Below are 21,092 nucleotides of genomic sequence, written 5' to 3' on the forward strand. Positions count from 1 at the left end.
TCGTCCGGTTAAATCCAGTAGGGCCAGAGACTTAACAAGCGACAACTTACCCACCTGAAAATTTAACACTTGGTTAACCTTGCTCTGGCGGCAGGGGGCGGATCAGCTTAAATGGGAGGTTACCATCGGCTTTATGGTGGGCGGGAGTGAATGATGTCTGATACGCGTATTCTGGTGTTCGGTAATGAAAAGGGCGGGGCGGGGAAATCCACCGTGGCCATGCATGTGGCCGTACACCTGCTGCACCTCGGCAAGCGCGTGGCCTTCATCGATCTCGACCTGCGCCAGCGTTCGCTCGCCCGTTTCTTCTCCAACCGCGCCAAATGGGCGGCGGCCAACGAGAAGGTGCTGCCGAACGCCTTCGAGCCGCATCTGCACGACAAGCCGGCCAGCCTGCTGGCCATGCCGGAAGCGGAGGCCAAGGCGGCCTTCGACCGTGCGCTCGATGAAGCCATTGAGCAGGCCGACTACATCATCATCGATACGCCGGGTGGCGATCACGTCCTGTCGCGCCGGGCGCATGCCGTGGCGCACCTGATCATCACGCCGATGAACGACAGCTTTATCGATTTCGACCTGCTGGGCGAGGTCGATCCGGTGACCCTCGATGTCAAGCGGCCGTCGATCTATGCCGAGACCGTGTGGAATTCGCGCAAGCAGCGCGCTGTCTGGGACGGCAAGTCGATCGACTGGATCGTGCTGCGCAATCGCCTGGCCGCCAATGAGGCGCGTAACCGTAAACGGGTGGATGAGCGCGTGCAGGCCCTGGGCAAGCGCGTCGGCTTCGAGGTGCTGGCTGGTCTGCGTGACCGGGTTATCTATCGCGAGCTGTTCCCGTTTGGCCTCACGGTCGCCGATCTGTCGGCGGAAATCCGTCCGGTGGCGGTATCGCTGACTCATATCGCCGCACGTGCCGAACTGCGTGCCCTGATGGGATCGCTCGGCCTGGAAGCCGGCGAGGAAGTGCCGCATACGGTCGAAGATATTGAGGCCGTGGACGCCTGATGTTGTGGGCCATCGGGGCGGTCGCTGTCTTTCTGTTCCTGGCCTGGGTCGGGAAACAGTCGCGTCTGGGGCGTTTGAACCCCGGACCGTGGATACGCCAGTTCCGTACGCTGCGCAGTGTCATCGCCATGGGGTTGGTGGTGTTGGGCGTCACTCTGTTGATGCGCGGAATGGTGTGGCAGGGGCTGGTGTCGTTCCTGGTGTCGTTCGTGCTGAGCGGCAGTGTGCGCTATCAGGCTTATTTTCGCCAGCCTCAGCAACCGGCGACGGCTGCCAGCTATACCCCGGAAGAGATCAAGGCTTATAACACCCTGCGGCTGGCCATCGGCGCCGATCGGAAAGCGATCCGTGAGGCGTGGAAGCGGCTGATGAAGGCGGCGCACCCGGATCAGGGCGGGGATGTGGGGCGCGCCAGTGCGCTGAATGCGGCGCGTGACGTGCTGCTCAAACGCCGTCGCTAAACTTACGGGGTTTGGCTCGGCGCCCCCGGGGCCTGCGGCCCCAAGTCTTCTCTCTTTCCAAAGAAAAACCCGGTCTTTAAGGCCGGGTTTTTCTTTGGAACAAGGTAAGATTTGTGGGGTCACGGACCCCACGCCCCGTAAGTTTAGGCGTCGGGCTTAATCACCATGCAGTCCAGATGTTTGGCCGAGATATCCTTGCAGGCGGCCGAGGCCTGGGCCTTGGTCAGGGTGACAAAGCGCGTGCGATACCAGCCGTTTTCATTCTTGCTGATGTCGGTGGTGCCACCGGAGAGATGATCGCTGAACTTCGTCTTCATCTTCTTGGCCCAGTCATTGGCCAGAGTCTTGTCCTTGAAGGCGCCGATCTGGATGGCATAGACCGCCGTCGGGTCCTTTTTCTTCTTGCCCTTGCTGTCCTTCGCCGCATCCTTGGCCTTGTCCGCCAGCTCAGCCTTCTTCGATTTGGCAGGAGCCTTGTCGGCGGTGGCCACCTGGGTAGTCTTTACCGGCGCGGGCGTCTTGACCACGGCAACGGTGTTGGTGGCGGCGCTCAGGGCCTGGGCCACGTCCGGCGCCTTTACGGTCGAGCTGGTGCGCTGGACATCGACATCCGCGGCATTGGCCTGTTCGCTGCCGGCCAGGGTTTCGCGCAGCTGGGCATCGGTGAGAGGCGAATTGCCGACCACCTGACCGTTATCCGCCAGGATGGTATAGGGTTGCGGGCTGTCCGGCAGCCGGGCTTCGGCATCCATGGCGCGGGTGAATTCGTTCTGGGCGATTTCGATCTTCTCGCCACGATCGCGGCGGGCAATGACTTCAAAGCCGGTATTCATCAGGGCCGTGACGTGTTCGCGGCGCTGGGTCTTGTTCGAACCGCCGAGCATGACGGCGATCAGGCGGTGATTGTTGCGCACGCCCGAAGCCACCAGATTATAGCCGGCGGCATTGGTGAAGCCGGTCTTCATGCCGTCGATCCCCGGCATGCCGCGAAGGGGATTATGATTGACATAGGTGCGGCCGCGGAAGTCCTGCGAGGGCAGGTTGAAATAGTCGTAATACTGCGGATAGTCGCGCATCACCGCGCGGGCCAGAATGGCCAGGTCGCGCGCCGAGGAAAGCTGGCGCGGGTCGGGCAGGCCGTTGGCGTTGACGAAACGCGTCTGGGTCATGCCGAGGTCCTGGGCGCGAATGGTCATCATGGCGGCGAAGCGCTCTTCGGTGCCGCCGATCTTTTCGGCCAGAGCCACGGCCAGGTCGTTGGCCGAATAGAGGGCCACCAGGCGCATGGCGGTATCGACATCGATCGAATCGCCCGGCTTGAGATAGACCTTCACCGGCGCCTGCGAGGCCGCCTTGGCACTTATGGTGATCTGATCGGTCGGCTTCAGCGTGCCGTGCGCCAGGGCATCGAACGCCATATAGAGCGTCATGATCTTGGTCAGCGAGGCGGGGTAACGGGCCGAATCGGCGCGCTGGGCATAAAAGACTTCACCCGACTGGGCATCGACGACGATGGCGGCATAACGGGCATTGTCGGTCAGGTCCTGGGCGCCGGCCGCCACAGGTACGCTCACGGAAAAAACAGCCGCGATCAGCAATACAGCCGTTCTCATGCCCTGCCTCCCATTTGAACAGATTTCCCCGGCCCGCTTAAACATCCGCCCGATCATACGCATCAAAAGCTATCCTCAACTCGTTACACACGCGACTTACACATTGCTGATTTCCGCCGGATACTCACAGGATTAAGAAAACCCAGTCCCCTGAAATAAGAAAACAATGTGTTCTCAATGTGAGCGCTAAAATCACCATAACGTCAGAGGCTAATTCTGTCGTGAATTTTCCTTAATCAAAACTTAAACTCACCGGATCGTGACCGTCATCTGCGCATTTCGCGCTGGTTCTGCGCCCCGCTCCATGCGAGACAACCATCACCGTCATATGGACGCCAAGAAACTCCCATATGAGGGGAATCGCGTCGCCGGGACTTTCATTTCATTTTTGTGCAGCGCAACATAAAGCTTGACCTTATGCTGCACCTGCGTTATGTTCCGCATCAATCGGGCAGAAGGTCCGGAACCCAAATGATCTTCACCCAAGCGTGTTCCTGAGTTGATCTGCCCACCCCCATGAAAAGGAGTTTACCCATGTCGGAAGCTGCTGAAACCATCAAGACGACCGTTGATAAGTTCACCACCGCTGGCAATCAGGCCTTCAAGGATTCGGTCGAAAAGACCCTGGCCGGCCTGAACGAAGCCAACACCCTGGCCAAGGGCAATGTCGAGGCCGTCGTCGAAAGCCTGACCGCCGCCACCAAGGGCGCGGAAACGGTTGGCGCGCAAGCCGTGGCCTTCTCCAAGAAGAACTGGGAAGAAGCCGTCTCGGCCGCCAAGACCCTGCAAGGCGCCAAGAGCATCCAGGAAGTCATCGAGCTGCAGTCCAAGTATGCCAAGTCCTCGATGGAAGCCTACGTCTCGGAAATGAACCTGCTGACCGAAACCCTGTCGGCCTCGTTCAAGGATACCTTCAAGCCGATCAACGCGCGCATGACCGCCGCCGTCGAGAAGTTCCAATCCTACCGCTAAGCCAGTCTTACCGCTAAGCAAGTCCTGCCACTAGACAGGGCTCCGCCTCTGGCGGCAGCGCATAAATTAAAGCCCCGCGCCTTGACTGGTGCGGGGCTTTTCCTATCTGACGCAGACCCGTCACACCTTGATACGGTCTGTGATCGCATTGCGGCATGTTTTTGAATTTAGGGCCTTAACAGCGCGGCCATTTGGACTATCTTGTAATCAGGCGACTCCGTCACAATCTGTTAGCAAGCGGCGAATGCGCATATGGCAGATCGTACAGGGTAGCTTCGAGACCTATTTGAGATGAGACGTATTTTGCGACAGAATCAGCAGGCGAACGAACAGGCGGTCATGGCGGCTGACAAGGGCACGACCACCCGTCCGGGGCAGGCGCCCGGTCTGCTGATCGAAACCAAGCCCAAGCCGCAGAAGCCCTCACTTTATCGTGTTCTGATTCTGAACGACGACTACACGCCAATGGAGTTTGTCGTTTACGTGCTCGAGCGTTTCTTCAATAAATCCAGGGAAGACGCCACGCTCATCATGCTGCACGTCCATCAGACGGGGGTAGGGGTGTGCGGCGTCTATACTTACGAAGTCGCGGAAACCAAGGTGGCGCAAGTGGTTGATATGGCGCGCCGCCATCAGCATCCGTTGCAGTGCACTATGGAGAAGGATTGAAGATAGACGAACGGCCGGGATTTTATCCGAATTCTGTCAGCAGAATTCAGATCAGGTTCAGACTGTGGGGGCTAGGGTTCTGCATGGTTAATATCTAAACCACGCGTTAAGAATTCGGGTTCAGAGTTTGAGTTGAGTAACAGCGTTTTCAGGTTTTATTGGAGGTCGTCATGCCGTCATTTTCCAGCGCATTAGAAGAGACCCTGCACCGCGCAGTCGGTCACGCCAATGCCCATCATCACGAATATGCGACACTTGAGCACCTCCTGCTGGCCCTGATCGACGATGTCGATGCGGCGGCCGTCATGAGTGCTTGTAACGTCGATCTGGCCAAGCTGCGCACGGCGCTTGACGCCTATATCGAAAATGATCTCAAGTCGCTGATCGAACCCAGCTCGGAAGAGGCCAAGCCCACCGCCGGGTTCCAGCGCGTCATCCAGCGCGCGGTGATCCATGTCCAGTCGTCGGGCCGCGATGAGGTGACCGGCGCTAATGTGCTGGTCGCCATCTTCTCCGAACGTGAATCGCACGCCGCCTTCTTCCTGCAGGAGCAGGAAATGACTCGCTACGATGCGGTCAACTACATCGCCCACGGCATCGCCAAGAAGCCGGGCGCCTCCGAACCGCGTGTCGTGCGCGGCGCCACGGAAGACAACGCCAACACGTCTGAAGAGAAGGCCAAGGGCGGTTCTACCGATGCGCTTGCCGCTTACTGTGTCGATCTCAATGAGAAGTCGCGCCACGGCAAGGTCGATCCGCTGATCGGTCGTTCGGCCGAGGTCGAGCGCGCCATTCAGATCCTGTGCCGCCGCACCAAGAACAACCCGCTGCTGGTCGGCGATCCGGGCGTCGGCAAGACGGCCATCGCCGAAGGCCTGGCCAAGAAGATCGTCGATGGCGAAGTGCCGGATGTCCTGGCCGGCGCCACCATCTACTCGCTTGACATGGGCACCCTGCTGGCGGGCACCCGCTACCGCGGTGATTTCGAAGAGCGCGTCAAGCAGGTCGTCAAGGAACTGGAGGCGCATCCCAATGCTGTCCTGTTCATCGATGAAATCCACACCGTCATCGGCGCCGGCGCCACTTCGGGCGGGGCCATGGATGCCTCTAACCTGCTGAAGCCCGCGCTGGCGGCTGGCACCCTGCGCTGCATGGGCTCGACCACCTATAAGGAATATCGTCAGCACTTCGAGAAGGACCGCGCCCTGGTGCGTCGCTTCCAGAAGATCGACGTCAACGAGCCGACGCTGGACGACACCATCAAGATCCTGAAAGGCCTCAAGCCCTATTATGAGACCTTCCACCATCTGAAATACACCGACGCCGCCATCAAGACGGCGGTGGAACTGTCGGCGCGTTACATCACCGACCGCAAGCTGCCCGACAAGGCGATCGACGTGATCGACGAAGCCGGCGCCCTGCAGATGGTCCTGCCGGAAAACAAGCGCCGCAAGGTGATTGGTCCGAAGGAGATCGAGTATGTGATCTCCAAGATCGCCCGCGTGCCGTCCAAGACGGTGTCGCGTGACGATACCCAGGCCCTGCGTGACCTGAAGGTGGATCTCAACCGCGTTGTCTTCGGCCAGGACGAGGCCATCGAACAGCTCTCGACCGCCATCAAGCTGGCCCGTGCCGGCCTGCGCGATCCGCAGAAGCCGATCGGCTGCTATCTGTTCTCCGGTCCGACCGGCGTTGGCAAGACCGAAGTGGCCAAGCAACTGGCCGCGACCATGGGGATCGACCTGCTGCGCTTCGACATGTCGGAATATATGGAGCGTCACACTGTCTCGCGTCTGATCGGCGCCCCTCCGGGCTATGTCGGTCACGACCAGGGCGGCCTGCTGACCGATGCCGTCGATCAGCAACCGCACTCGATCGTCCTGCTCGACGAAATCGAAAAGGCGCATTCCGACATCTACAATATCCTGCTTCAGGTCATGGATCATGGCGTGCTGACGGATGCGGTGGGCAAGAAGGTCGACTTCCGCAACGTGATCCTGATCATGACCACGAACGCCGGCGCTTCGGATAACCAGAAGAACTCGATCGGCTTCGGCCGTGAAAAGGTCTCCGGTGAAGATGAAGCCGCCATCAAGCGCCTGTTCACGCCGGAATTCCGCAACCGTCTGGATGCCATCGTCACCTTCAAGCAACTGAAGCCGGAAGTGATTTCGCAGGTCGTCCAGAAGTTCATCCTGCAACTGGAAATGCAACTGGCCGACCGCCATATCTCGATCGAACTGACCGACGAAGCGGCCGCCTGGCTGTCCGAAAACGGTTACGACGAACTGTATGGCGCCCGCCCGCTGGCCCGCGTCATCCAGGAAAACATCAAGAAGCCGCTGGCCGATGAAATCCTCTTCGGCAAGCTGGTCAAGGGCGGCCATATCCTGGTCAAACTGGCCGACGGCAAGATCGCCTTCGATATCACGCCTTCGCAAAAGGGCGCGGATAAGCCGGGCGCCAAGGCCGAAATCGTAGAGTAAGGGCAGGGGACGCGGTCCCCTGCACCCCACAACGCGATGGTGTTAATTGAAAACATAAAAAAATCCCGGACCTTAAGGTTCGGGATTTTTTATGTTTCAGTCTCATCTGCCAAGTGTCGAGGTGCAGAAGGCTGTGCCTCCTGCGTCTTATCCAAGGCTTCCAGATTGGCGATTACCTTCTTCAGCAACAGGCTCAGGGTCGCGACCTCCTCGTCGCTCAGGCCGGTGAGAGCGTCGGCATTGCCCTGGGTCAGCACCTCATGCATGGCGGGCAGGCGTGCGATGGCGTCTTCAGTCAGAGAGATCAGACTGCTGCGTTTGTCCTCCGGATCGGGTATGCGGTGAATCAGGCCGTCGCGTTCCATGCGCGCCAGCATCTGCGCCATGCTGGGCTGCTCGATCTTCGCCCACTGCGCCAGGTCCTTTTGCGGCAGGGCCTTGCCATCTGACAGCACACCCAGCACCGGTAGCTGGCCGGTGCTGAAGCCTAGCGGCTTCAGGCGTTCTTCGCCGAGACGGTTCATCAGGCGGGCGAGGCGATTGACCAGATGCCCCGGTCGCGAAAAGAAATCAGGACTAAACACGGAAACTCCATTTGCATAGGTGCCTATTTAAATATATATAGGTGCCTATTGAATTTGTAGCGGAGCTTTTGACATGACGCAAGTCCAACCCCGTACGGCCATTATCGGCGGTGGCCCTGGCGGCCTGACCCTGGCGCGTCTTCTTCAGCTCAAGGGTATCGACACAACGGTCTTCGAAGCGGACATGGCGCCGGATAGTCGTAGGCAGGGTGGGTCGCTCGATCTGCATACAGAGTCCGGTCTGGCCGCGCTGGCCGCCGCCGGGTTGAGGGAAGAGTTCGACCGCTACGCCCGTCCGGAGGACCAGAGCGTGCGGCTGTACGACAAGGACGGGCTCTGCGTTTACAACGACGATGACGAAAGTCACGATGGCCGCCCGGAGATCGATCGCGCCCAGTTGCGCAGTCTCCTGCTACGCTCCCTGCCGGCGGATACAGTGTGCTGGGGCAGCAAGGTTCGCGCTATCCAGCTGATCGGCGAGGGCTTCGAGATACAGATGGAAAATGGTTCCGGGGGTACTTTCGATCTGGTCGTCGGCGCCGATGGCACCTGGTCGCGAACCCGTGCGCTGGTCTCCGCGGAAAAACCGGCTTACAGCGGTATCAGCTTTGTCGAATTGACTATCGAGGATGCTGATCGCCGCCATCCTGAGTTGTCGCGGTTGGTCGGGCCGGGTAAGATTTTCGCCCTGGCGGAGGGCAAGGGCCTTATCGCGCAGCGCAATTCGGGTGGCAAACTGCATGTCTATGTGGCGTTGCGCGTGCTGGAAAATGCACTAACCGCGCTCGATCTGTCGTCTGCCGACAAGGCGCGCGAGGTGTTGACAGGGCATCTGGCGGGATGGTCGCCGGATCTGCTGGCTTTCATTCAGTCCTGTGGCGATCATATTGCCGCCCGACCGATCTATGCCTTTCCGGTGGGTTATCGCTGGCCGCACCGCAGCGGCGTCACCCTGCTGGGCGATGCGGCGCACGTCATGTCTCCCTTTGCCGGCGAGGGCGTCAATAACGCCATGCTGGATGCTCTTGAATTGGCTCAGGCCATCGCCGGACCGGACTGGCGTGCGGGCGTCCGGGCTTACGAAGAAGCCATGTTCGCGCGAATACCGGAATCCGCGCGCCAGTCCGCTGAGGCTATGGAAGCCTTTCTGGGACCTGACGGTCTGCAAAATGCCGTGCGTATATTCAAGAGCTTCGGTATCGCCGCGTCTTAAGCATTAGGCAAGCGTGTGGGCGTACCCTGTGGAAAACAGCGGGGTGGCCCCATGATCACGATCTTCCACCGGACAGGCGACCGCGTCGCGGAAACGCAGCAAAGGGCCGATCAGAACGTGCCGGACGATCCGGTCTGGGTGGACCTGATCCAGCCCAGCGAAGATGAACTGCGGCAGCTGCCGCAGAACCTCAATATTGCCCTGCCGTCGCGGGAGGAAACCTGGCAGAATCACGCGCTCAACCGCATGTATACACGTGACGGCACCGCCTACATGACCGCCACCCTGCTGGACGATAACGAGGCGCGCACCTGCAGCACGGTCACCCTCATCCTGACGCCGGATTTTCTGATCACCCTGCGCGATATCGATTCCCCCGCCTTCCTTCAGCTTCAGGAACGCCTGCTGCTATCGCCCAAAAAGTTCCGGACGAGCACGGATGTGCTGATGGCGCTTGTGGAAATGCTGATCCTGCGCACCGCCGCCCATGCCGAAGAGGTAATCACCGGCCTGGACCGCCTGTCCGGCCGCATCTTTTCCGATCATGGCTTTGAAGGGGAAAAGCGCACGCCTTCGGAGATTATGCACGAGGTGCTCAAGGCGCTCGGTTTCTATGCCGATCTCAATTCGCGTATCCACGAAAGCACCCAGAGCCTGCATCGCCTGTGCGCCTACCTCGCTAATACCCTGCCGCCGGGGGATGCCTATGCCCGCGCCCTGAAGGCGCTGGGCCGCGATGCGCAATCCGTGACCGAGCAATCGGCTTTCCTCTCGGGCAAGATCAGCTTTCAGCTCGATGCGGCGCTGGGCATGATCAATGTCGAGCAGAACCAGATCGGCAAGATCTTCTCGACCACGGCGGTCTTCTTCCTGCCGCCGGCCCTGGTCGCTGGCATATACGGCATGAATTTCGACCATATGCCCGAACTGCACTGGATGGTCGGCTATCCCGTGGCTTTAGGGCTGATGGTGGTCGCGGTGTTGCTGCCATACTGGTATTTCCGCCGCCGCGGCTGGCTCTGAACTTATAATTTCCGAGCAGGGCTTTCAATCGTAACTGCATCCCCTACATAAGCGCTTAGAGGCCGCGCAGGCTCGCCGCATCGGCGGCGGCGGGCGGTCGCCCTTGCCAGGCCAAGGCCTGGAGGTTTACGGAGCGCGCCGCATGATACCCTTTTCCATCCTCGATCTGTCGCAGATTTCCGAAGGCTCCAGCATCGGCGATGCCCTGGCCAATTCGGCGAAGATGGCGCAGGCAGCAGAGGCGGCGGGCTACAAACGCTACTGGCTGGCCGAACATCACGGCATGCCCGGCATCGCTTCGGCGGCGACCTCCATTGTGATCGCCCATGTCGGTGCGGCGACCAAGACCATCCGCATCGGCTCGGGCGGCATCATGCTGCCCAACCATTCGCCGCTGGTGATCGCCGAACAGTTCGGCACCCTGGAAGCGCTCAATCCTGGCCGGGTCGATCTCGGCATCGGTCGCGCCCCTGGCACCGATATGATGACCGCCCGCGCCCTGCGCCGGAATATGGATGCGGGTGTCGAAAGTTTCCCGAACGATATCCTTGAGTTGCAGCATCTGCTTGGCGAACCGGATGAAGGCCAACGCATCCTGGCTGTGCCCGGCGCCAACAGTAAGGTGCCTATCTGGCTGCTCGGTTCCTCGCTCTATAGCGCCCAACTGGCGGCGCAACTGGGATTGCCTTACGCTTTTGCCTCGCACTTCGCGCCAGAACTGCTGTTCGATGCGCTTCAGCTCTATCGCCAGCATTTCCGGCCGTCAGCGGTGCTCAACAAGCCGCACACCATGGTCGGTGTCATGGGCGTGGCGGCGGACAGCGATGCCGAGGCGGAATATCTCTACACCTCGATGCAGCAGTCCTTCGCCAACCTGCGCCGTAATGTCCGCACGCCGTTCCCGCGTCCCAGCTATGACGCCGTCGCCAGCCTGACGCCGGACGAAACAGCGATGATCGATCATATGCTGCGCTACGCCATGGTCGGCTCACCGGCCACGATCGAGAAGCGTCTGGGCAGCTTTCTGGAACAGACCCAGGCCGACGAACTGATCGTCTCTATGCCGATCCACGATATCGCCGCCCGTCTGAAATCGGTGGAATTGTTCGCTGGCCTGCCGATGATGCAGAAGGCTTAGTTGGAGACGAATCTTATGTTGTCAGCATGAGGGCCGGAAGGTGTTTTGAACTTGTCATCACTGTATTGAATGACGGTTGACTTTCCAAAGCGTAGTTTGTTCCAGCGCGGTTTTTCAGCGAGGAAATTCCCACTCCGGAAGTTACTGACTGCCTCGCCTTCAAGGGCTTGGCCATTATTGATCAAAACCCAACCGGTTGGGGTATGCGTGAAGGCGTACAGATAGGGCTCACTATAGAGCAGCAATTCACGATTGCCGTCATCATCCAGATCGAACAGCCGGCCCTCACATTTCTTGTCACTGGCAGTGAGACAATCAGGCAGGGGATACGGCTCTTCCATATATGTCTGGCTGAGGAAATCGGCCGGTACGGCATCCTTCGTGAGCATAGTTATGTGTTTGACATCGGGGCGATAGGTTTTGGGTTTGTCCTCATCCTTTGGCGGCGCTCCCCAGCGATATCCACTAGGCATGGCAGAGGCTTCATTGGCTGCTTTGCGAATAGCTTCCGTCTTTCCTGCCTTACTCAGGTGTTTCAGTTCATCAATCCCATAGCTGCCGGTCTCAAACCGCAGCACGCGCCAGTCAAATTTGTCCGACGCCACCTTGCTGCTATTGACGCGGTCGGCTTGTGAGGCTGCGCTCAGGCGATAGGGATCGGCGATTGGCGTCAGAACGCACAGACAGATCAACGCGGCGATAAAGGCCAAAGCAATATTGACGGGCGCGAGCAGGACGAGCCAGCCTTTTGGCATGACGGCCGCCACCGCATAGCCCAGTCCATAGAGTAAGGCGATGGTCACGCCGACCAGCGCCATGGTGCGTTCCGGCGTCAGGCCGTACTGGGCGATGCGCAGCCACAATGACCAGGCCGCCAGGCATGAGAAAACCAGCAGCAGCCCGCAAGCGATCCGCGCTGACCAGCGCAGAATGATGTGCGCCTTGACCGTCTCATCGCCCTGCTGCCAGGCGGCATTGATCAGCAGGACCAGCGCCACGCAACCGGCCAGCAGGGAAGCCGTCGCCGCCTTGGTCTTCCACAGCGGTTCCAGCCCGCTGAAGCACAGCGAGACGGCAAACAGCAGGCCGATTATCGTGATCACCGGCAGCAGCCACGACAGAACGCCCAGCACCAGGGCGCGGAAGTTGTGCATCAGCTTGGGTTGGACATCGCCGAGATTGACGGACGACGCAATCGCCAGCCCGGTCATCGGAAAGGCGAAATATTCATTCGTCAGCAAATCCTTGAACCAGTGGAAGCCGATAAAGCCGAGCAGACCGGCGCCGAGAAACAGAATTGCCCAGAAGAGGAGGGTGAAAATGCCGCTCAGGACCAGTTGTACGCCGCGTTTCCATGCTTCGTCGAAATAGAGAGCGTAGGGCGCGATCGGTTTTCCGGCCTGGTCAGCGCTGGAGATCAGTTCGTGGCTGACGAACAGAAACGGATAGATCAGGAAGGACAGATTGAGGAAAAACGGATTGAAGTTGGTGTCGAGGCTATGGGCGGCGCGGTTCCAGGCGATCAGGGCGATCAGGCCCAACGCAATCGCGCTCCAGAGGGCGAGGCTGAGCCGCTTCATGGCGCCGGCGCCGGCCCAGACGATAAAGGCGCCCAGGATCAGGGTACTGGTCAGCACCTGCGCCCACAATGGCACGGACTTGCCTTCCAGCGCATCGAAGCTCTTTATCAACCAGGCAATGCCCAGGCCGAAGACGAGCCCGACCGCCAGCCGGACAATGAGCGCTTCATTGGCTTTCAATGAGTGAGTGTTCATCGCGTTTCCCCCGTTTTGTCACAGGGGTAACACGAAATGCGTGGTGCGGCTATATCCGCCCCATCGTGGTTTGCGCGTTGTAGATCTGCTGGATCGGCGCATTGTCCGGATCGAGCGCAATCATCCGCCACCCGCCATCGACCTCTTCAAACCGTGCCGGCGCGGCATTGGGGCTGGAATACATGTCGTTCAGGAACTTGCGCGTCACGGCGCGGAAGGGAATGCCGTGGAAGACAAACAGGCATTTGCCGCCGCCCGCGCGATATTCATTAACGCAGGCATAGACCCGGTCGATCACCTCCGGCAACGGTTCGGCGTCCCACGGATAGTGCTTGCCGTCGACATCGGCCTGCGGGTTCATATGCTCGCGCATATCCTCGCGGTGTTGGTGGACCTCATCGATCGTCATGCCTTCGAACTGGCCGAAATTGCGCTCGATCAGCCGCCCATCGATCACCGGCTCGATACCGCTTGCCGCGCCCACGATCCGCGCCGTTTCCAGCGCGCGGGAGAGGGGGCTGGCGATGATTTTCGTGATACCTTCGCCCGCCAGGATTTTCGCCGCCACATGCGCCTGTGCGCGACCGGTCTCGTTCAGCGGAATATCGGTCGAGCCCTGGAGGCGCATCTGCACGTTCCAATCGGTCTGGCCATGGCGAAGGACGTAGAAGGACATTACAGTTTCGCTTTAATCTGGGCCGCCAAGTCTTTCAATTCATTGAAGTCAGCCATTTCGCCGCTGCCATGGCGGCGCGGCGGGCTGTCTTCCCAGACGGGAATGATATGGAAGTGGATATGGAAGACCGTCTGGCCGGCGGCCTCGCCATTGAACTGCATGATGCGGATGCCATCCGGCTCCAGCGCGTCACGCACGGCGCGGCCGACCTTCTGCGTCTGGGCGATCAGGTTTTGCAGGTGCTCGGACGGGATATCGAACAGGTTGCAGGCCTTCACCTTGGGGATGACGAGTGTATGGCCCCTGGATTGCGGAAAGGCGTCCATAAAGCTCAAAATCCGCGCATCCTCATAGACCTTGGCCGAGGGGATATCGCCGCTCAGGATCTTGGCGAAGATGTTTTTCGGATCGTACTGGGTCTGGAGGCTCATGGAGGACCTTTGATTTGTAATGATTCCGAACTTAAAGGACTATGATAAGCCCGCCAAGAGGGGTATTAGCTCGCCCATGATCAATATTCTTTTAGTCATGCTGGGCGGCGCCTTTGGCTCGGCCTGCCGTTATCTGCTGGGCCTCGCGTCCGCCGGATGGTGGCGGCATGAAGGCTGGCCGCTTACGGACTGGCCGGTCGGCACCTTCCTGGCCAACCTGATCGGCGGATTGCTGATCGGGCTGCTGATGGGCCTTCTGTTTGGTCCGCTGAAGGGCCTCTTCGATACCGAACGCGCGCGCCTGCTGCTGGGCGTCGGCGTTCTCGGCGGCTTTACCACCTTCTCCTCGTTTTCGCTGGAAACGGTGCAGATGCTGGAGCGCCGCGCCTACGGCCTGGCGGCGAGCTATGTCTCGCTGTCGGTCATCCTTTCCATCGCCGCCGTGATGGCCGGCCTGTTCCTGATACGGAAATTTTCATGAGTAAAGACGTCAAGACCCTGTACATTACCGATGGCGAGGACGGCATCCGCGTCGATCGCTTCTTCAAGCGCCGCTGGCCGCATATCAACCATGTACAGCTAAACAAGCTGCTGCGTTCCGGCCAGGTGCGCGTCGATGGCGGCCGGGTGAAGGCCGATACGCGTCTCGCCACCGGCCAGACCATCCGCGTCCCGCCGCTGCCGGAGGCGCCGGATGTCGACCAGCAGAAGCGCGAACGCGCCCTGCTGTCGCCGCAGGAAATCCGCTTCGCCCATTCGCTGGTGCTCTATGAGGACGAGGACGTTATCGCCCTCAACAAGCCCTCCGGCCTGGCCGTGCAGGGTGGCACCAAGACCAAGAACCATATCGACCGGCTGTTGTCAGCCTGGGGCGAGGGGCTGGAACGCCCGCGCCTGGTTCACCGCCTCGACCGCGATACCTCGGGGGTGCTGCTGCTTGGCAAAAGCCCGCAGGCCGCGGCGCGCCTTTCCGGCGCCTTCGCCAAGCGCCGCGCCAACAAGACCTACTGGGCGTTGGTGGTCGGCAATCCCAAGCCGGAAGACGGTTATATCGATACGCCGCTGGTCAAGAAGGGCTTCCACGACCGCGAGATCGTCCAGCCGGCCGAGCCCAATGAACCGGGCGCCGAGCAGGCGGAAACCGAATATGTCACCATTTCCCGCGCCGGTCCGCGCGTGACCTGGATGGCCCTGCGTCCGCATACCGGCCGCACGCACCAGCTGCGCGCCCACATGCAGGCCATCGGCCATTCGATCCTGGGCGATCCGAAATATGGCAGCGAGGAGAGCCAGTCCCTTTCGGCCGGCCTGAACCTGCAACTGCATCACCGCCGCATCGAGCTGCCGCACCCGACCAACGGCACCCTGATCGTCGAGGCGCCGCTCGATCCGGTTATCCAGGCCGGTTTCGACCGCTTCGGTTTCGATGAGCACGAGGCAGAGACCGATCCGTTTGCCAATAAGAAAAAGAAGAAAAGATGAGTTTGCGTCTCGCCGTTTTTGACGTTGATGGCACTTTGATCGACAGCCGCTCGTCGATCTTCCGCGCGGCGGTGGAAGCCGCCCATGCCATCAATATTGATCCGCCGACCTATGACGACGTGCGCGCCATTGTCGGCGTGTCGCTGTTCGATGCCCTGGCCATGATGCGCCCCGATCTCGATAACGAGACCATCGCCGCCTATACGCATGAGTTCCAGCAGGCCTTCCTGCGTTTTCACGCCGATCCGGAGTTCAGCGAAGACCTCTATATCGGCGCAGAGGACACCATGCGGGCCCTGAAAGCCGAGGGCTGGCTGATCGGCATGGCCACCGGCAATTCGCGCCGCGGCGTGACCCGCACCGTGGCCAAGCATGGCTGGGGCGATCTGTTCGACGTCACCTTCTGCGCCGATGATGGCCCTTCCAAGCCGCATCCGCACATGCTCCAGCGCAATCTCGATGCGCTCGGCGTGGCCACGCACGAAGCCGTGATGATCGGCGACGCCAGCCATGATATGAAGATGGCCCGCAGCGCCCATGTCCGCGCGGTCGGCGTCTCCTGGGGCTTCCATACGGTCGAGGAACTGCAACTGGCCGGCGCCCACGATATCGTCCATGATTTCACCGAGCTGAAGGCGCTTCTGGATGACTTCAATCCGGAAGTCTTGCCTGAAGCGAAACGCGCAAGTTACTGATATGACCTACAAAGCTGAAGCGCCCGATAAGAAATCCGATAGCCTGGGCTTCCGCCCGAAACGCTTCTGGAAAGCCACAGCCACCCTTTCAGTGGAGGGCGGATTTGCCGTTACCCTCGATGGCCGGCCGGTCAAGACGCCCAAGGGCAATGTCATGGTCCTGCCTAATGCGGCTCTTGCGTCACTGGTCGAAGCAGAATGGGCGGCGGTCGGCGATTACGTCGATTACGAAGCCATGTCCTTGACCCGCCTCGGTTTTGCCAGCGTTGATCGCATGGGGGAGGTGCTGGACGAGACCCTGGCCGAGGTGACGCGCTATTCCGAAACCGATCTGTTGTGCTATCCGTCGGAATATCCGGCCGCCCTGCAGGCGCGTGAAACCGAAGCCTGGACGCCCGTACTGGTCTGGGCCGATGCGGCGCTCGATCTCCAGTTCCACCAGAACCAGAGCATCATCCACCAGCCGCAGCCGAAGGAAACCATCCGGCGGATTCAATCATTGATCGCCAATGCCACGCCCTACGAACAGGCGGGGATCATGCTGGCCATTCCGCTGCTGGGGTCGGTGATCCTGGCGATTGCCCTGTGGCGTGGCCATTTGACCGGTGCAGCGGCCTTCGATGCCTCACGTATCGGCGAGGATTTCCAGTCCGAAACCTGGGGCGCCGATGCCGAAGCCGCCAAACGCGCCGCCGGCATGCGGGTGCAGGCAAAGACGTTGCAAATCTGGTTTGACGCCCTAAAGTGAGCGTATGACCACGTCTCTGGCCCAACCGCTCGTCCTCCAGGCTCTGGAATCCCTTAAAGCGCTCGACCGCCGTAAAGCGGTGGCATTGTTGCGACAGGACATGGCGGCAGCGCCATCGGCTGGCGAGCGCTGGCGCAGCGTTGCGCATCTTGCCGGCACCATCGGTGAAACCGACCTTGAGCTGGAAGCGATGTGGCGCCTGGCCCAGACCCAGCCACAGACTCTCGATAACGTTTTGGCCTACTGTACTCTTCTGGCGAAGCGTGCGCGTTCGGCTGAAGCGCTGTCTGTGCTCGACAGCTTGCCGGCCGCGATCCAGGAACTGCCTTCGGTTCTGCATTTCCGCGCCATGGCCGCGTCAGAGCAGGGAGATTTCGCTGGCGCGGAGTCTCTGTTCCGCCGTGTACTGGAGAAAGCGCCCCTGACGATCCAGACCTGGTTTGGCCTGGGCCTGATCCGCAAGTTCGAGGCGGGCGATCCCGATCTGGCGCGGATGGAAGCATTGACGCCGCAATTGCCAAATAATCTTTCGCCCGACCTGCGTACCCAATGGTTCTATACTCTGGCCAAGGCGTATGACGACGGCGGGAACAGGGCCATGGCCGCTGCCTTATACCAGCAGGGCGCGCGTATCATGCACGCCGCGGCGCCCTTCGACATGACCGGCTATGCCCGTTTTGTCGACGAAGTGATCACTGGTTTCACGCCGGAGGCGTTCGGACACCTGACCCCTTCCGGGTGCGACAGCGATCGGCCGATCTTTGTCAATGGCTTGCCGCGTTCCGGTACGACCCTGGTTGAGCAGATCATCAGCAGCCATTCAGCCGTACAGGGCGGAGGCGAGCTGAACCTGATCCGCTCCGCCCTGATTTCTGTCGGCAAAGGCACTTTGCCGGAAGCTGAAAACTATCAGCGACGCGTCATTTCGGCCGACCCGTGGGGTGATCTCGGGCGCGATTATCTCGACATGTTGAGGCAGAGGCTGGGGGCCGATCTGCGCGTGGTTGACAAATCCCTGGATCAGTCATCGATCGTGGGGCTTATCCTGCATATGCTGCCGCGCGCACGCATGGTGTGGATACGCCGTAATCCGGAGGATTGCGCCTTGTCCAACTTCCGCACCCACTTCAAGGATTCGCTGAACTGGACGTGGTCCCTGGACGATATCGCTGCCTATTTCCGGCTTGAGGACCGGCTGCACGCCCATTGGGCGCAGGCCTTCCCAGAGCGCATACTGACCGTGGCCTATGAGGATCTGGTCAGTACGCCGGACGTCTGGACGCGCCGCATTCTGGCTCATGTCGGCCTGAACGAGGAGCGGCAGGTGTTCACGCCCCATCTGCAGAAGCGTTCGGTGATGACGGCCAGCGTCGCGCAGGTGCGTAATCCGATCAATACGGGTCGTGTCGGCGCCGCCGGCGCCTATGAGGTCATGATGACGGCGTTCCGTCAGGCCTATCACAAGGCCTGAGGTGCTCTTCGGCGCGTTGCTGGCGCTTGGTTAAGCCGCCAGTCAGCCACAGAAAGAACATGTGATAGTCGCCCATAAACGACCACAGCGGATATTTGAAAGTGGCCGGACGATTGTGCTCAATAAAGAAATGCCCGACCCAGGCGCAGCCGTAACCCGCCACCAGCCCAGCCGGAATCCATAAAAGATTGCGCGTGGTGACGGTCAGGATCAGCGCCAGAATGCCGAAGGTCGAGCCAAGATAATGCACGGCGCGTGTCGCAGGCAGGCTGTGTTCGCTCAGGTAAAAGTCGAAGAAGGCGGAATAGGTTTTATAACGCTCGGTCATCGATTTCGTCCCTTTGCCCGAGTTTAGCACAGGTCGCCGTGGAAACCGAATGGTTAGGACTTTGGTTTAACTCTGTCCGTCCCGACAAGGTGAGAGGCGATGACCGAAAAGACCAGATTTCATGCGCTCGACGGTATTCGCGGCCTGGCGGCCATTTCCATCCTGTTGTTTCACTATACGGAACATAATGGCCTGAACTGGTTCAAGGCGGCACCGATAGCCGTGGACCTGTTCTTTATTCTTTCCGGATTCGTGATCATGCACGGTTATGGCGACCGGATTGCGCAAGGCATGGCCTTCCGCCATTTCCTCTGGCAGAGACTGCTTCGGCTGTGGCCACTGTATCTGATCGGCCTGATTCTGGGCGTCGTCGCGGCCTTGGTGCAAGGCGTGTCGGGTGGCGATATCTCGATGGCAACGCTTTCCGGTATCCTGATATTGCCGGATTTCAACCGGTTGATCTGGACCATCAATGGCGGCGCCACATATGGCGTATTGTTTCCGCTCAATGCGCCATCCTGGTCCCTGTTCTTTGAAATGGCCGTGAATATGGCCTTTTTCGCCTATGTCGCCTTTTGCCGGAAGAGGGACCTCAAGATACTGGCGGTCGTTTCCCTGGTGATATATGCGGCCTGCGTCCTGCTTACCCGGCAGGTTAATCCGGGCTGGAGTATTGATAATTTCTGGATGGGTTTTCCAAGGGTGATTGCGGAATTCTTTTTGGGTGCTGTCATTTACGAAGAGCGCCATCGTGTACCCGATATGCCGGCCATTGTTCCAATCGGGCTGGCACTGGCTGTCTTTACCGGCTTCCTGTTTGCCGATGGGCGGGCCTTGCTGCCCAATATACTGATCCTGCTGCCGGCGCTGATCGTGACGGCCTCAAAAATGAAGACGGGCGTCGCTTTTGGAAAAGTGGCGGCGCTTCTGGGCGATCTGTCCTATCCACTCTATATCGTTCATGTGCCCATCTATGCACTGCTGTACTATAGTTTGCCGATAACTGATCTGTCAGCACCCGTGCGGACCGTGGGCATGGCCGTTCTGGCGCTTGCGGTGAGCTTTGCGCTGGTGCGTTTAGACCGGATGCTGCGCCACTATCTTAAGGGACTGCCCTGGCGCACCAGGGGCCACACGGGCGTGGCGGGTTAGCCACCCTTCTTGAACGGCGAAGCCTCTTCGGCCAGCATCAGCATCTGTTCCGCCACGGCCTCGCGTTCACGCACCAGATAGGCCTCCACCGGCGCGCGCAGGCGTTTGTCGCGGATATAGTGCGCCGAATAGACCGGATTGGGCATGTAGCCGCGCGACAGCTTGTGCTCGCCCTGCGTGCCCGCCTCGACGCGCTTCAGGCCACGCGCAATAGCGAAATCGATGGCCTGATAGTAGCAGACCTCGAAATGCAGGAAGGGCACATCGATCAAAGCGCCCCATTGCCGGCCATAGAGCGTATCGCCTGCCCCAGAACGTCCTATGAAGTTGATCGCGCCCGCCACGGCCTCATTACCCTCATAGGCAAAGACCAGCGCCATCTGGTCGGTCATGGTCTCGCGGATGCGGCTAAAGAAGTCCCGCGTCAGATAGGGGCGGCCGGTACCCCACTTGCGGTCATAGGTATTCTCGATAAAGCCATAAAGCTGATCGAGATGTGTTTCGGTGATCTCGCTGCCGACGATCCATTTCAGATCAAGCCTTTCCTGCACGTCTCGCCGCTCGCGCCGGATCACCTTGCGGCGGTTGGAGGAGAGGGCGGCGAGAAAATCATCGAACGACGCATAGCCCGCATTGTCCCACCAGAACTGCTGGTCCTGCCGTTGCAGCAGGCCCATCTCGCCCATCAGATGCCATTCGTCCTCGCGCGGGAAGGTGATATGCAGCGACGATAGTTTGTTACTGTCGCACAGCGAAATCGCCGCCTGCGCCAGGGCTTGCCGGACCTCTGGATCGGGCGAGAGCAGGCGGGTGCCTGTCACCGGTGTAAAGGGGATGGCGCCCTGCAGCTTGGGATAATAGTCACCACCGGCCTGTTCATAGGCGCGCGCCCATGACTGGTCGAAGACATATTCGCCCATCGAATGGTATTTGACATAGAGCGGCATGGCGCCCCGGATGGCGCCGGTGTCATCGCTAAGCGACAGATGCACCGGCTGCCAGCCGCTGGCCTGATTGACGCATCCCGTGGCCTCAAGCGCTTCAAGATAAGCAAAGGATGTGAAGGGGTTATCGTCATCCCTTAAACTGTTCCATGCACTTTCGCCAATCTCGTCGATACGGCTGTGAACTTTGAGCATCAGGGCGGAGGTCATGTCGGCTATATGAGCA

General features: G+C 59.9%; 21 protein-coding genes. 14 read left to right on the top strand and 7 right to left on the bottom strand.

From position 1 onward, the window contains the following. Positions 1-153 precede the first annotated feature (153 nt). Together QM647_RS10815 and QM647_RS10820 are read left to right on the top strand one after the other, a co-directional pair. Positions 154-1,005, top strand: a complete 852-nt coding sequence (locus tag QM647_RS10815) for a division plane positioning ATPase MipZ (protein ID WP_414995523.1) — start codon at positions 154-156, stop codon at positions 1,003-1,005. Further along, a complete protein-coding gene (locus QM647_RS10820; protein WP_414995524.1) occupies positions 1,005-1,466 on the top strand; it encodes a J domain-containing protein in 462 nt (153 codons plus the stop codon). The genes QM647_RS10815 and QM647_RS10820 overlap by 1 nt, the downstream gene beginning before the upstream one ends. 143 nt (positions 1,467-1,609) lie before the next feature. On the opposite strand, the gene QM647_RS10825 is transcribed toward QM647_RS10820, so the two are convergent. Continuing rightward, a complete protein-coding gene (locus QM647_RS10825; RefSeq protein ID WP_414995525.1) occupies positions 1,610-3,079 on the bottom strand; it encodes a serine hydrolase in 1,470 nt (489 codons plus the stop codon). Between the two features lie 534 nt (positions 3,080-3,613). Here QM647_RS10825 and QM647_RS10830 point away from each other — a divergent pair. The 3 genes from QM647_RS10830 (at position 3,614) to clpA (ending at position 7,206) form a co-directional block, all read left to right on the top strand. Then, positions 3,614-4,051 carry a phasin family protein gene (locus tag QM647_RS10830; RefSeq protein WP_414995526.1) on the top strand — a complete coding sequence of 146 codons (438 nt, stop codon included), beginning with the start codon at positions 3,614-3,616 and terminating at the stop codon, positions 4,049-4,051. A gap of 339 nt (positions 4,052-4,390) precedes the next feature. Then, on the top strand, positions 4,391-4,720 hold the full coding sequence (gene clpS / locus QM647_RS10835) for an ATP-dependent Clp protease adapter ClpS (RefSeq protein ID WP_414995736.1): 330 nt from the start codon (positions 4,391-4,393) through the stop codon (positions 4,718-4,720). 170 nt (positions 4,721-4,890) lie between these two features. Continuing rightward, positions 4,891-7,206: an ATP-dependent Clp protease ATP-binding subunit ClpA gene (clpA, locus tag QM647_RS10840; RefSeq protein WP_414995527.1), complete on the top strand. Its 2,316-nt coding sequence runs from the start codon at positions 4,891-4,893 to the stop codon at positions 7,204-7,206. An 89-nt stretch (positions 7,207-7,295) separates the two neighbouring features. Here the strand turns inward: clpA and QM647_RS10845 are convergent, their stop codons facing one another. Then, positions 7,296-7,790 carry a MarR family winged helix-turn-helix transcriptional regulator gene (locus QM647_RS10845; protein ID WP_414995528.1) on the bottom strand — a complete coding sequence of 165 codons (495 nt, stop codon included), beginning with the start codon at positions 7,788-7,790 and terminating at the stop codon, positions 7,296-7,298. Between the two features lie 73 nt (positions 7,791-7,863). Here QM647_RS10845 and QM647_RS10850 point away from each other — a divergent pair, with 73 nt between their 5' ends. The 3 genes from QM647_RS10850 to QM647_RS10860 all read left to right on the top strand — a co-directional run bounded on the left by QM647_RS10850 (position 7,864) and on the right by QM647_RS10860 (position 11,164). Further along, entirely contained in the window at positions 7,864-9,003 is a 1,140-nt protein-coding gene (locus QM647_RS10850) for an FAD-dependent oxidoreductase (RefSeq protein ID WP_414995529.1), read from the top strand. A gap of 51 nt (positions 9,004-9,054) precedes the next feature. Continuing rightward, positions 9,055-10,026, top strand: coding sequence for a magnesium transporter CorA family protein (locus QM647_RS10855; RefSeq protein ID WP_414995530.1), 972 nt, complete (start codon positions 9,055-9,057; stop codon positions 10,024-10,026). Positions 10,027-10,168: 142 nt separating this feature from the next. Further along, entirely contained in the window at positions 10,169-11,164 is a 996-nt protein-coding gene (locus QM647_RS10860) for an LLM class flavin-dependent oxidoreductase (RefSeq protein WP_414995531.1), read from the top strand. Here QM647_RS10860 and QM647_RS10865 read toward each other — a convergent pair. The 3 genes from QM647_RS10865 to QM647_RS10875 are packed head-to-tail and all read right to left on the bottom strand — an operon-like array spanning position 11,161 to position 14,046. Next, complete coding sequence (locus tag QM647_RS10865) at positions 11,161-12,939, bottom strand: DUF4153 domain-containing protein (protein ID WP_414995532.1); 1,779 nt, start codon at positions 12,937-12,939, stop codon at positions 11,161-11,163. The two genes, QM647_RS10860 and QM647_RS10865, sit on opposite strands and share 4 nt — an antisense overlap. 49 nt (positions 12,940-12,988) lie before the next feature. Next, positions 12,989-13,615, bottom strand: a complete 627-nt coding sequence (locus QM647_RS10870; protein WP_414995533.1) for a histidine phosphatase family protein — start codon at positions 13,613-13,615, stop codon at positions 12,989-12,991. Next, a complete protein-coding gene (locus QM647_RS10875) occupies positions 13,615-14,046 on the bottom strand; it encodes an HIT family protein (protein ID WP_414995534.1) in 432 nt (143 codons plus the stop codon). Before QM647_RS10875 ends, QM647_RS10870 begins: the two co-directional genes overlap by 1 nt. Before the next feature lie 76 nt (positions 14,047-14,122). On the opposite strand from QM647_RS10875, the gene crcB reads away from it, so the two are divergent. Genes crcB through QM647_RS10900 form a run of 5 tightly spaced genes read left to right on the top strand, consistent with a single transcriptional unit; the run spans position 14,123 to position 18,442 of the window. Then, entirely contained in the window at positions 14,123-14,527 is a 405-nt protein-coding gene (gene crcB, locus QM647_RS10880) for a fluoride efflux transporter CrcB (RefSeq protein WP_414995535.1), read from the top strand. Then, positions 14,524-15,528: an RluA family pseudouridine synthase gene (locus tag QM647_RS10885; RefSeq protein ID WP_414995536.1), complete on the top strand. Its 1,005-nt coding sequence runs from the start codon at positions 14,524-14,526 to the stop codon at positions 15,526-15,528. Before crcB ends, QM647_RS10885 begins: the two co-directional genes overlap by 4 nt. Continuing rightward, a complete protein-coding gene (locus tag QM647_RS10890) occupies positions 15,525-16,223 on the top strand; it encodes an HAD-IA family hydrolase (RefSeq protein WP_414995537.1) in 699 nt (232 codons plus the stop codon). Before QM647_RS10885 ends, QM647_RS10890 begins: the two co-directional genes overlap by 4 nt. A 1-nt stretch (position 16,224) precedes the next feature. Further along, complete coding sequence (locus tag QM647_RS10895; RefSeq protein WP_414995538.1) at positions 16,225-16,971, top strand: ATP12 family chaperone protein; 747 nt, start codon at positions 16,225-16,227, stop codon at positions 16,969-16,971. A 4-nt stretch (positions 16,972-16,975) separates the two neighbouring features. Next, complete coding sequence (locus QM647_RS10900; protein ID WP_414995539.1) at positions 16,976-18,442, top strand: sulfotransferase; 1,467 nt, start codon at positions 16,976-16,978, stop codon at positions 18,440-18,442. On the opposite strand, the gene QM647_RS10905 is transcribed toward QM647_RS10900, so the two are convergent. Continuing rightward, entirely contained in the window at positions 18,402-18,770 is a 369-nt protein-coding gene (locus tag QM647_RS10905; RefSeq protein WP_414995540.1) for an Mpo1-like protein, read from the bottom strand. The genes QM647_RS10900 and QM647_RS10905 overlap by 41 nt on opposite strands. Before the next feature lie 99 nt (positions 18,771-18,869). Between QM647_RS10905 and QM647_RS10910 the strand changes: the two genes are divergently transcribed. Continuing rightward, positions 18,870-19,922 (top strand): acyltransferase family protein, encoded by a 1,053-nt coding sequence (locus QM647_RS10910; protein WP_414995541.1) that lies wholly within the window; start codon positions 18,870-18,872, stop codon positions 19,920-19,922. On the opposite strand, the gene QM647_RS10915 is transcribed toward QM647_RS10910, so the two are convergent. After that, positions 19,919-21,061, bottom strand: coding sequence for a GNAT family N-acetyltransferase (locus tag QM647_RS10915; RefSeq protein ID WP_414995542.1), 1,143 nt, complete (start codon positions 21,059-21,061; stop codon positions 19,919-19,921). The two genes, QM647_RS10910 and QM647_RS10915, sit on opposite strands and share 4 nt — an antisense overlap. Positions 21,062-21,092 lie beyond the last annotated feature (31 nt).

Origin of the sequence: Asticcacaulis sp. (genome assembly GCF_047605585.1) — a bacterium.
In the GTDB taxonomy this organism is placed as follows: Bacteria; Pseudomonadota; Alphaproteobacteria; order Caulobacterales; family Caulobacteraceae; genus Asticcacaulis.

Excerpts from the sequence above, each read along its gene's own strand:
- QM647_RS10850 (WP_414995529.1), top strand. The coding sequence starts at position 7,864 with ATGACGCAAGTCCAACCCCGTACGGCCATTATCGGCGGTGGCCCTGGC.
- QM647_RS10870 (WP_414995533.1), bottom strand. The coding sequence starts at position 13,615 with ATGTCCTTCTACGTCCTTCGCCATGGCCAGACCGATTGGAACGTGCAG.
- QM647_RS10905 (WP_414995540.1), bottom strand. The coding sequence starts at position 18,770 with ATGACCGAGCGTTATAAAACCTATTCCGCCTTCTTCGACTTTTACCTG.
- QM647_RS10815 (WP_414995523.1), top strand. The coding sequence starts at position 154 with ATGTCTGATACGCGTATTCTGGTGTTCGGTAATGAAAAGGGCGGGGCG.
- QM647_RS10830 (WP_414995526.1), top strand. The coding sequence starts at position 3,614 with ATGTCGGAAGCTGCTGAAACCATCAAGACGACCGTTGATAAGTTCACC.
- QM647_RS10825 (WP_414995525.1), bottom strand. The coding sequence starts at position 3,079 with ATGAGAACGGCTGTATTGCTGATCGCGGCTGTTTTTTCCGTGAGCGTA.
- QM647_RS10885 (WP_414995536.1), top strand. The coding sequence starts at position 14,524 with ATGAGTAAAGACGTCAAGACCCTGTACATTACCGATGGCGAGGACGGC.
- QM647_RS10855 (WP_414995530.1), top strand. The coding sequence starts at position 9,055 with ATGATCACGATCTTCCACCGGACAGGCGACCGCGTCGCGGAAACGCAG.
- QM647_RS10875 (WP_414995534.1), bottom strand. The coding sequence starts at position 14,046 with ATGAGCCTCCAGACCCAGTACGATCCGAAAAACATCTTCGCCAAGATC.
- QM647_RS10890 (WP_414995537.1), top strand. The coding sequence starts at position 15,525 with ATGAGTTTGCGTCTCGCCGTTTTTGACGTTGATGGCACTTTGATCGAC.
- QM647_RS10910 (WP_414995541.1), top strand. The coding sequence starts at position 18,870 with ATGACCGAAAAGACCAGATTTCATGCGCTCGACGGTATTCGCGGCCTG.
- QM647_RS10895 (WP_414995538.1), top strand. The coding sequence starts at position 16,225 with ATGACCTACAAAGCTGAAGCGCCCGATAAGAAATCCGATAGCCTGGGC.
- clpS (WP_414995736.1), top strand. The coding sequence starts at position 4,391 with ATGGCGGCTGACAAGGGCACGACCACCCGTCCGGGGCAGGCGCCCGGT.
- QM647_RS10900 (WP_414995539.1), top strand. The coding sequence starts at position 16,976 with ATGACCACGTCTCTGGCCCAACCGCTCGTCCTCCAGGCTCTGGAATCC.
- QM647_RS10860 (WP_414995531.1), top strand. The coding sequence starts at position 10,169 with ATGATACCCTTTTCCATCCTCGATCTGTCGCAGATTTCCGAAGGCTCC.
- clpA (WP_414995527.1), top strand. The coding sequence starts at position 4,891 with ATGCCGTCATTTTCCAGCGCATTAGAAGAGACCCTGCACCGCGCAGTC.
- QM647_RS10915 (WP_414995542.1), bottom strand. The coding sequence starts at position 21,061 with ATGCTCAAAGTTCACAGCCGTATCGACGAGATTGGCGAAAGTGCATGG.
- QM647_RS10820 (WP_414995524.1), top strand. The coding sequence starts at position 1,005 with ATGTTGTGGGCCATCGGGGCGGTCGCTGTCTTTCTGTTCCTGGCCTGG.
- QM647_RS10865 (WP_414995532.1), bottom strand. The coding sequence starts at position 12,939 with ATGAACACTCACTCATTGAAAGCCAATGAAGCGCTCATTGTCCGGCTG.
- crcB (WP_414995535.1), top strand. The coding sequence starts at position 14,123 with ATGATCAATATTCTTTTAGTCATGCTGGGCGGCGCCTTTGGCTCGGCC.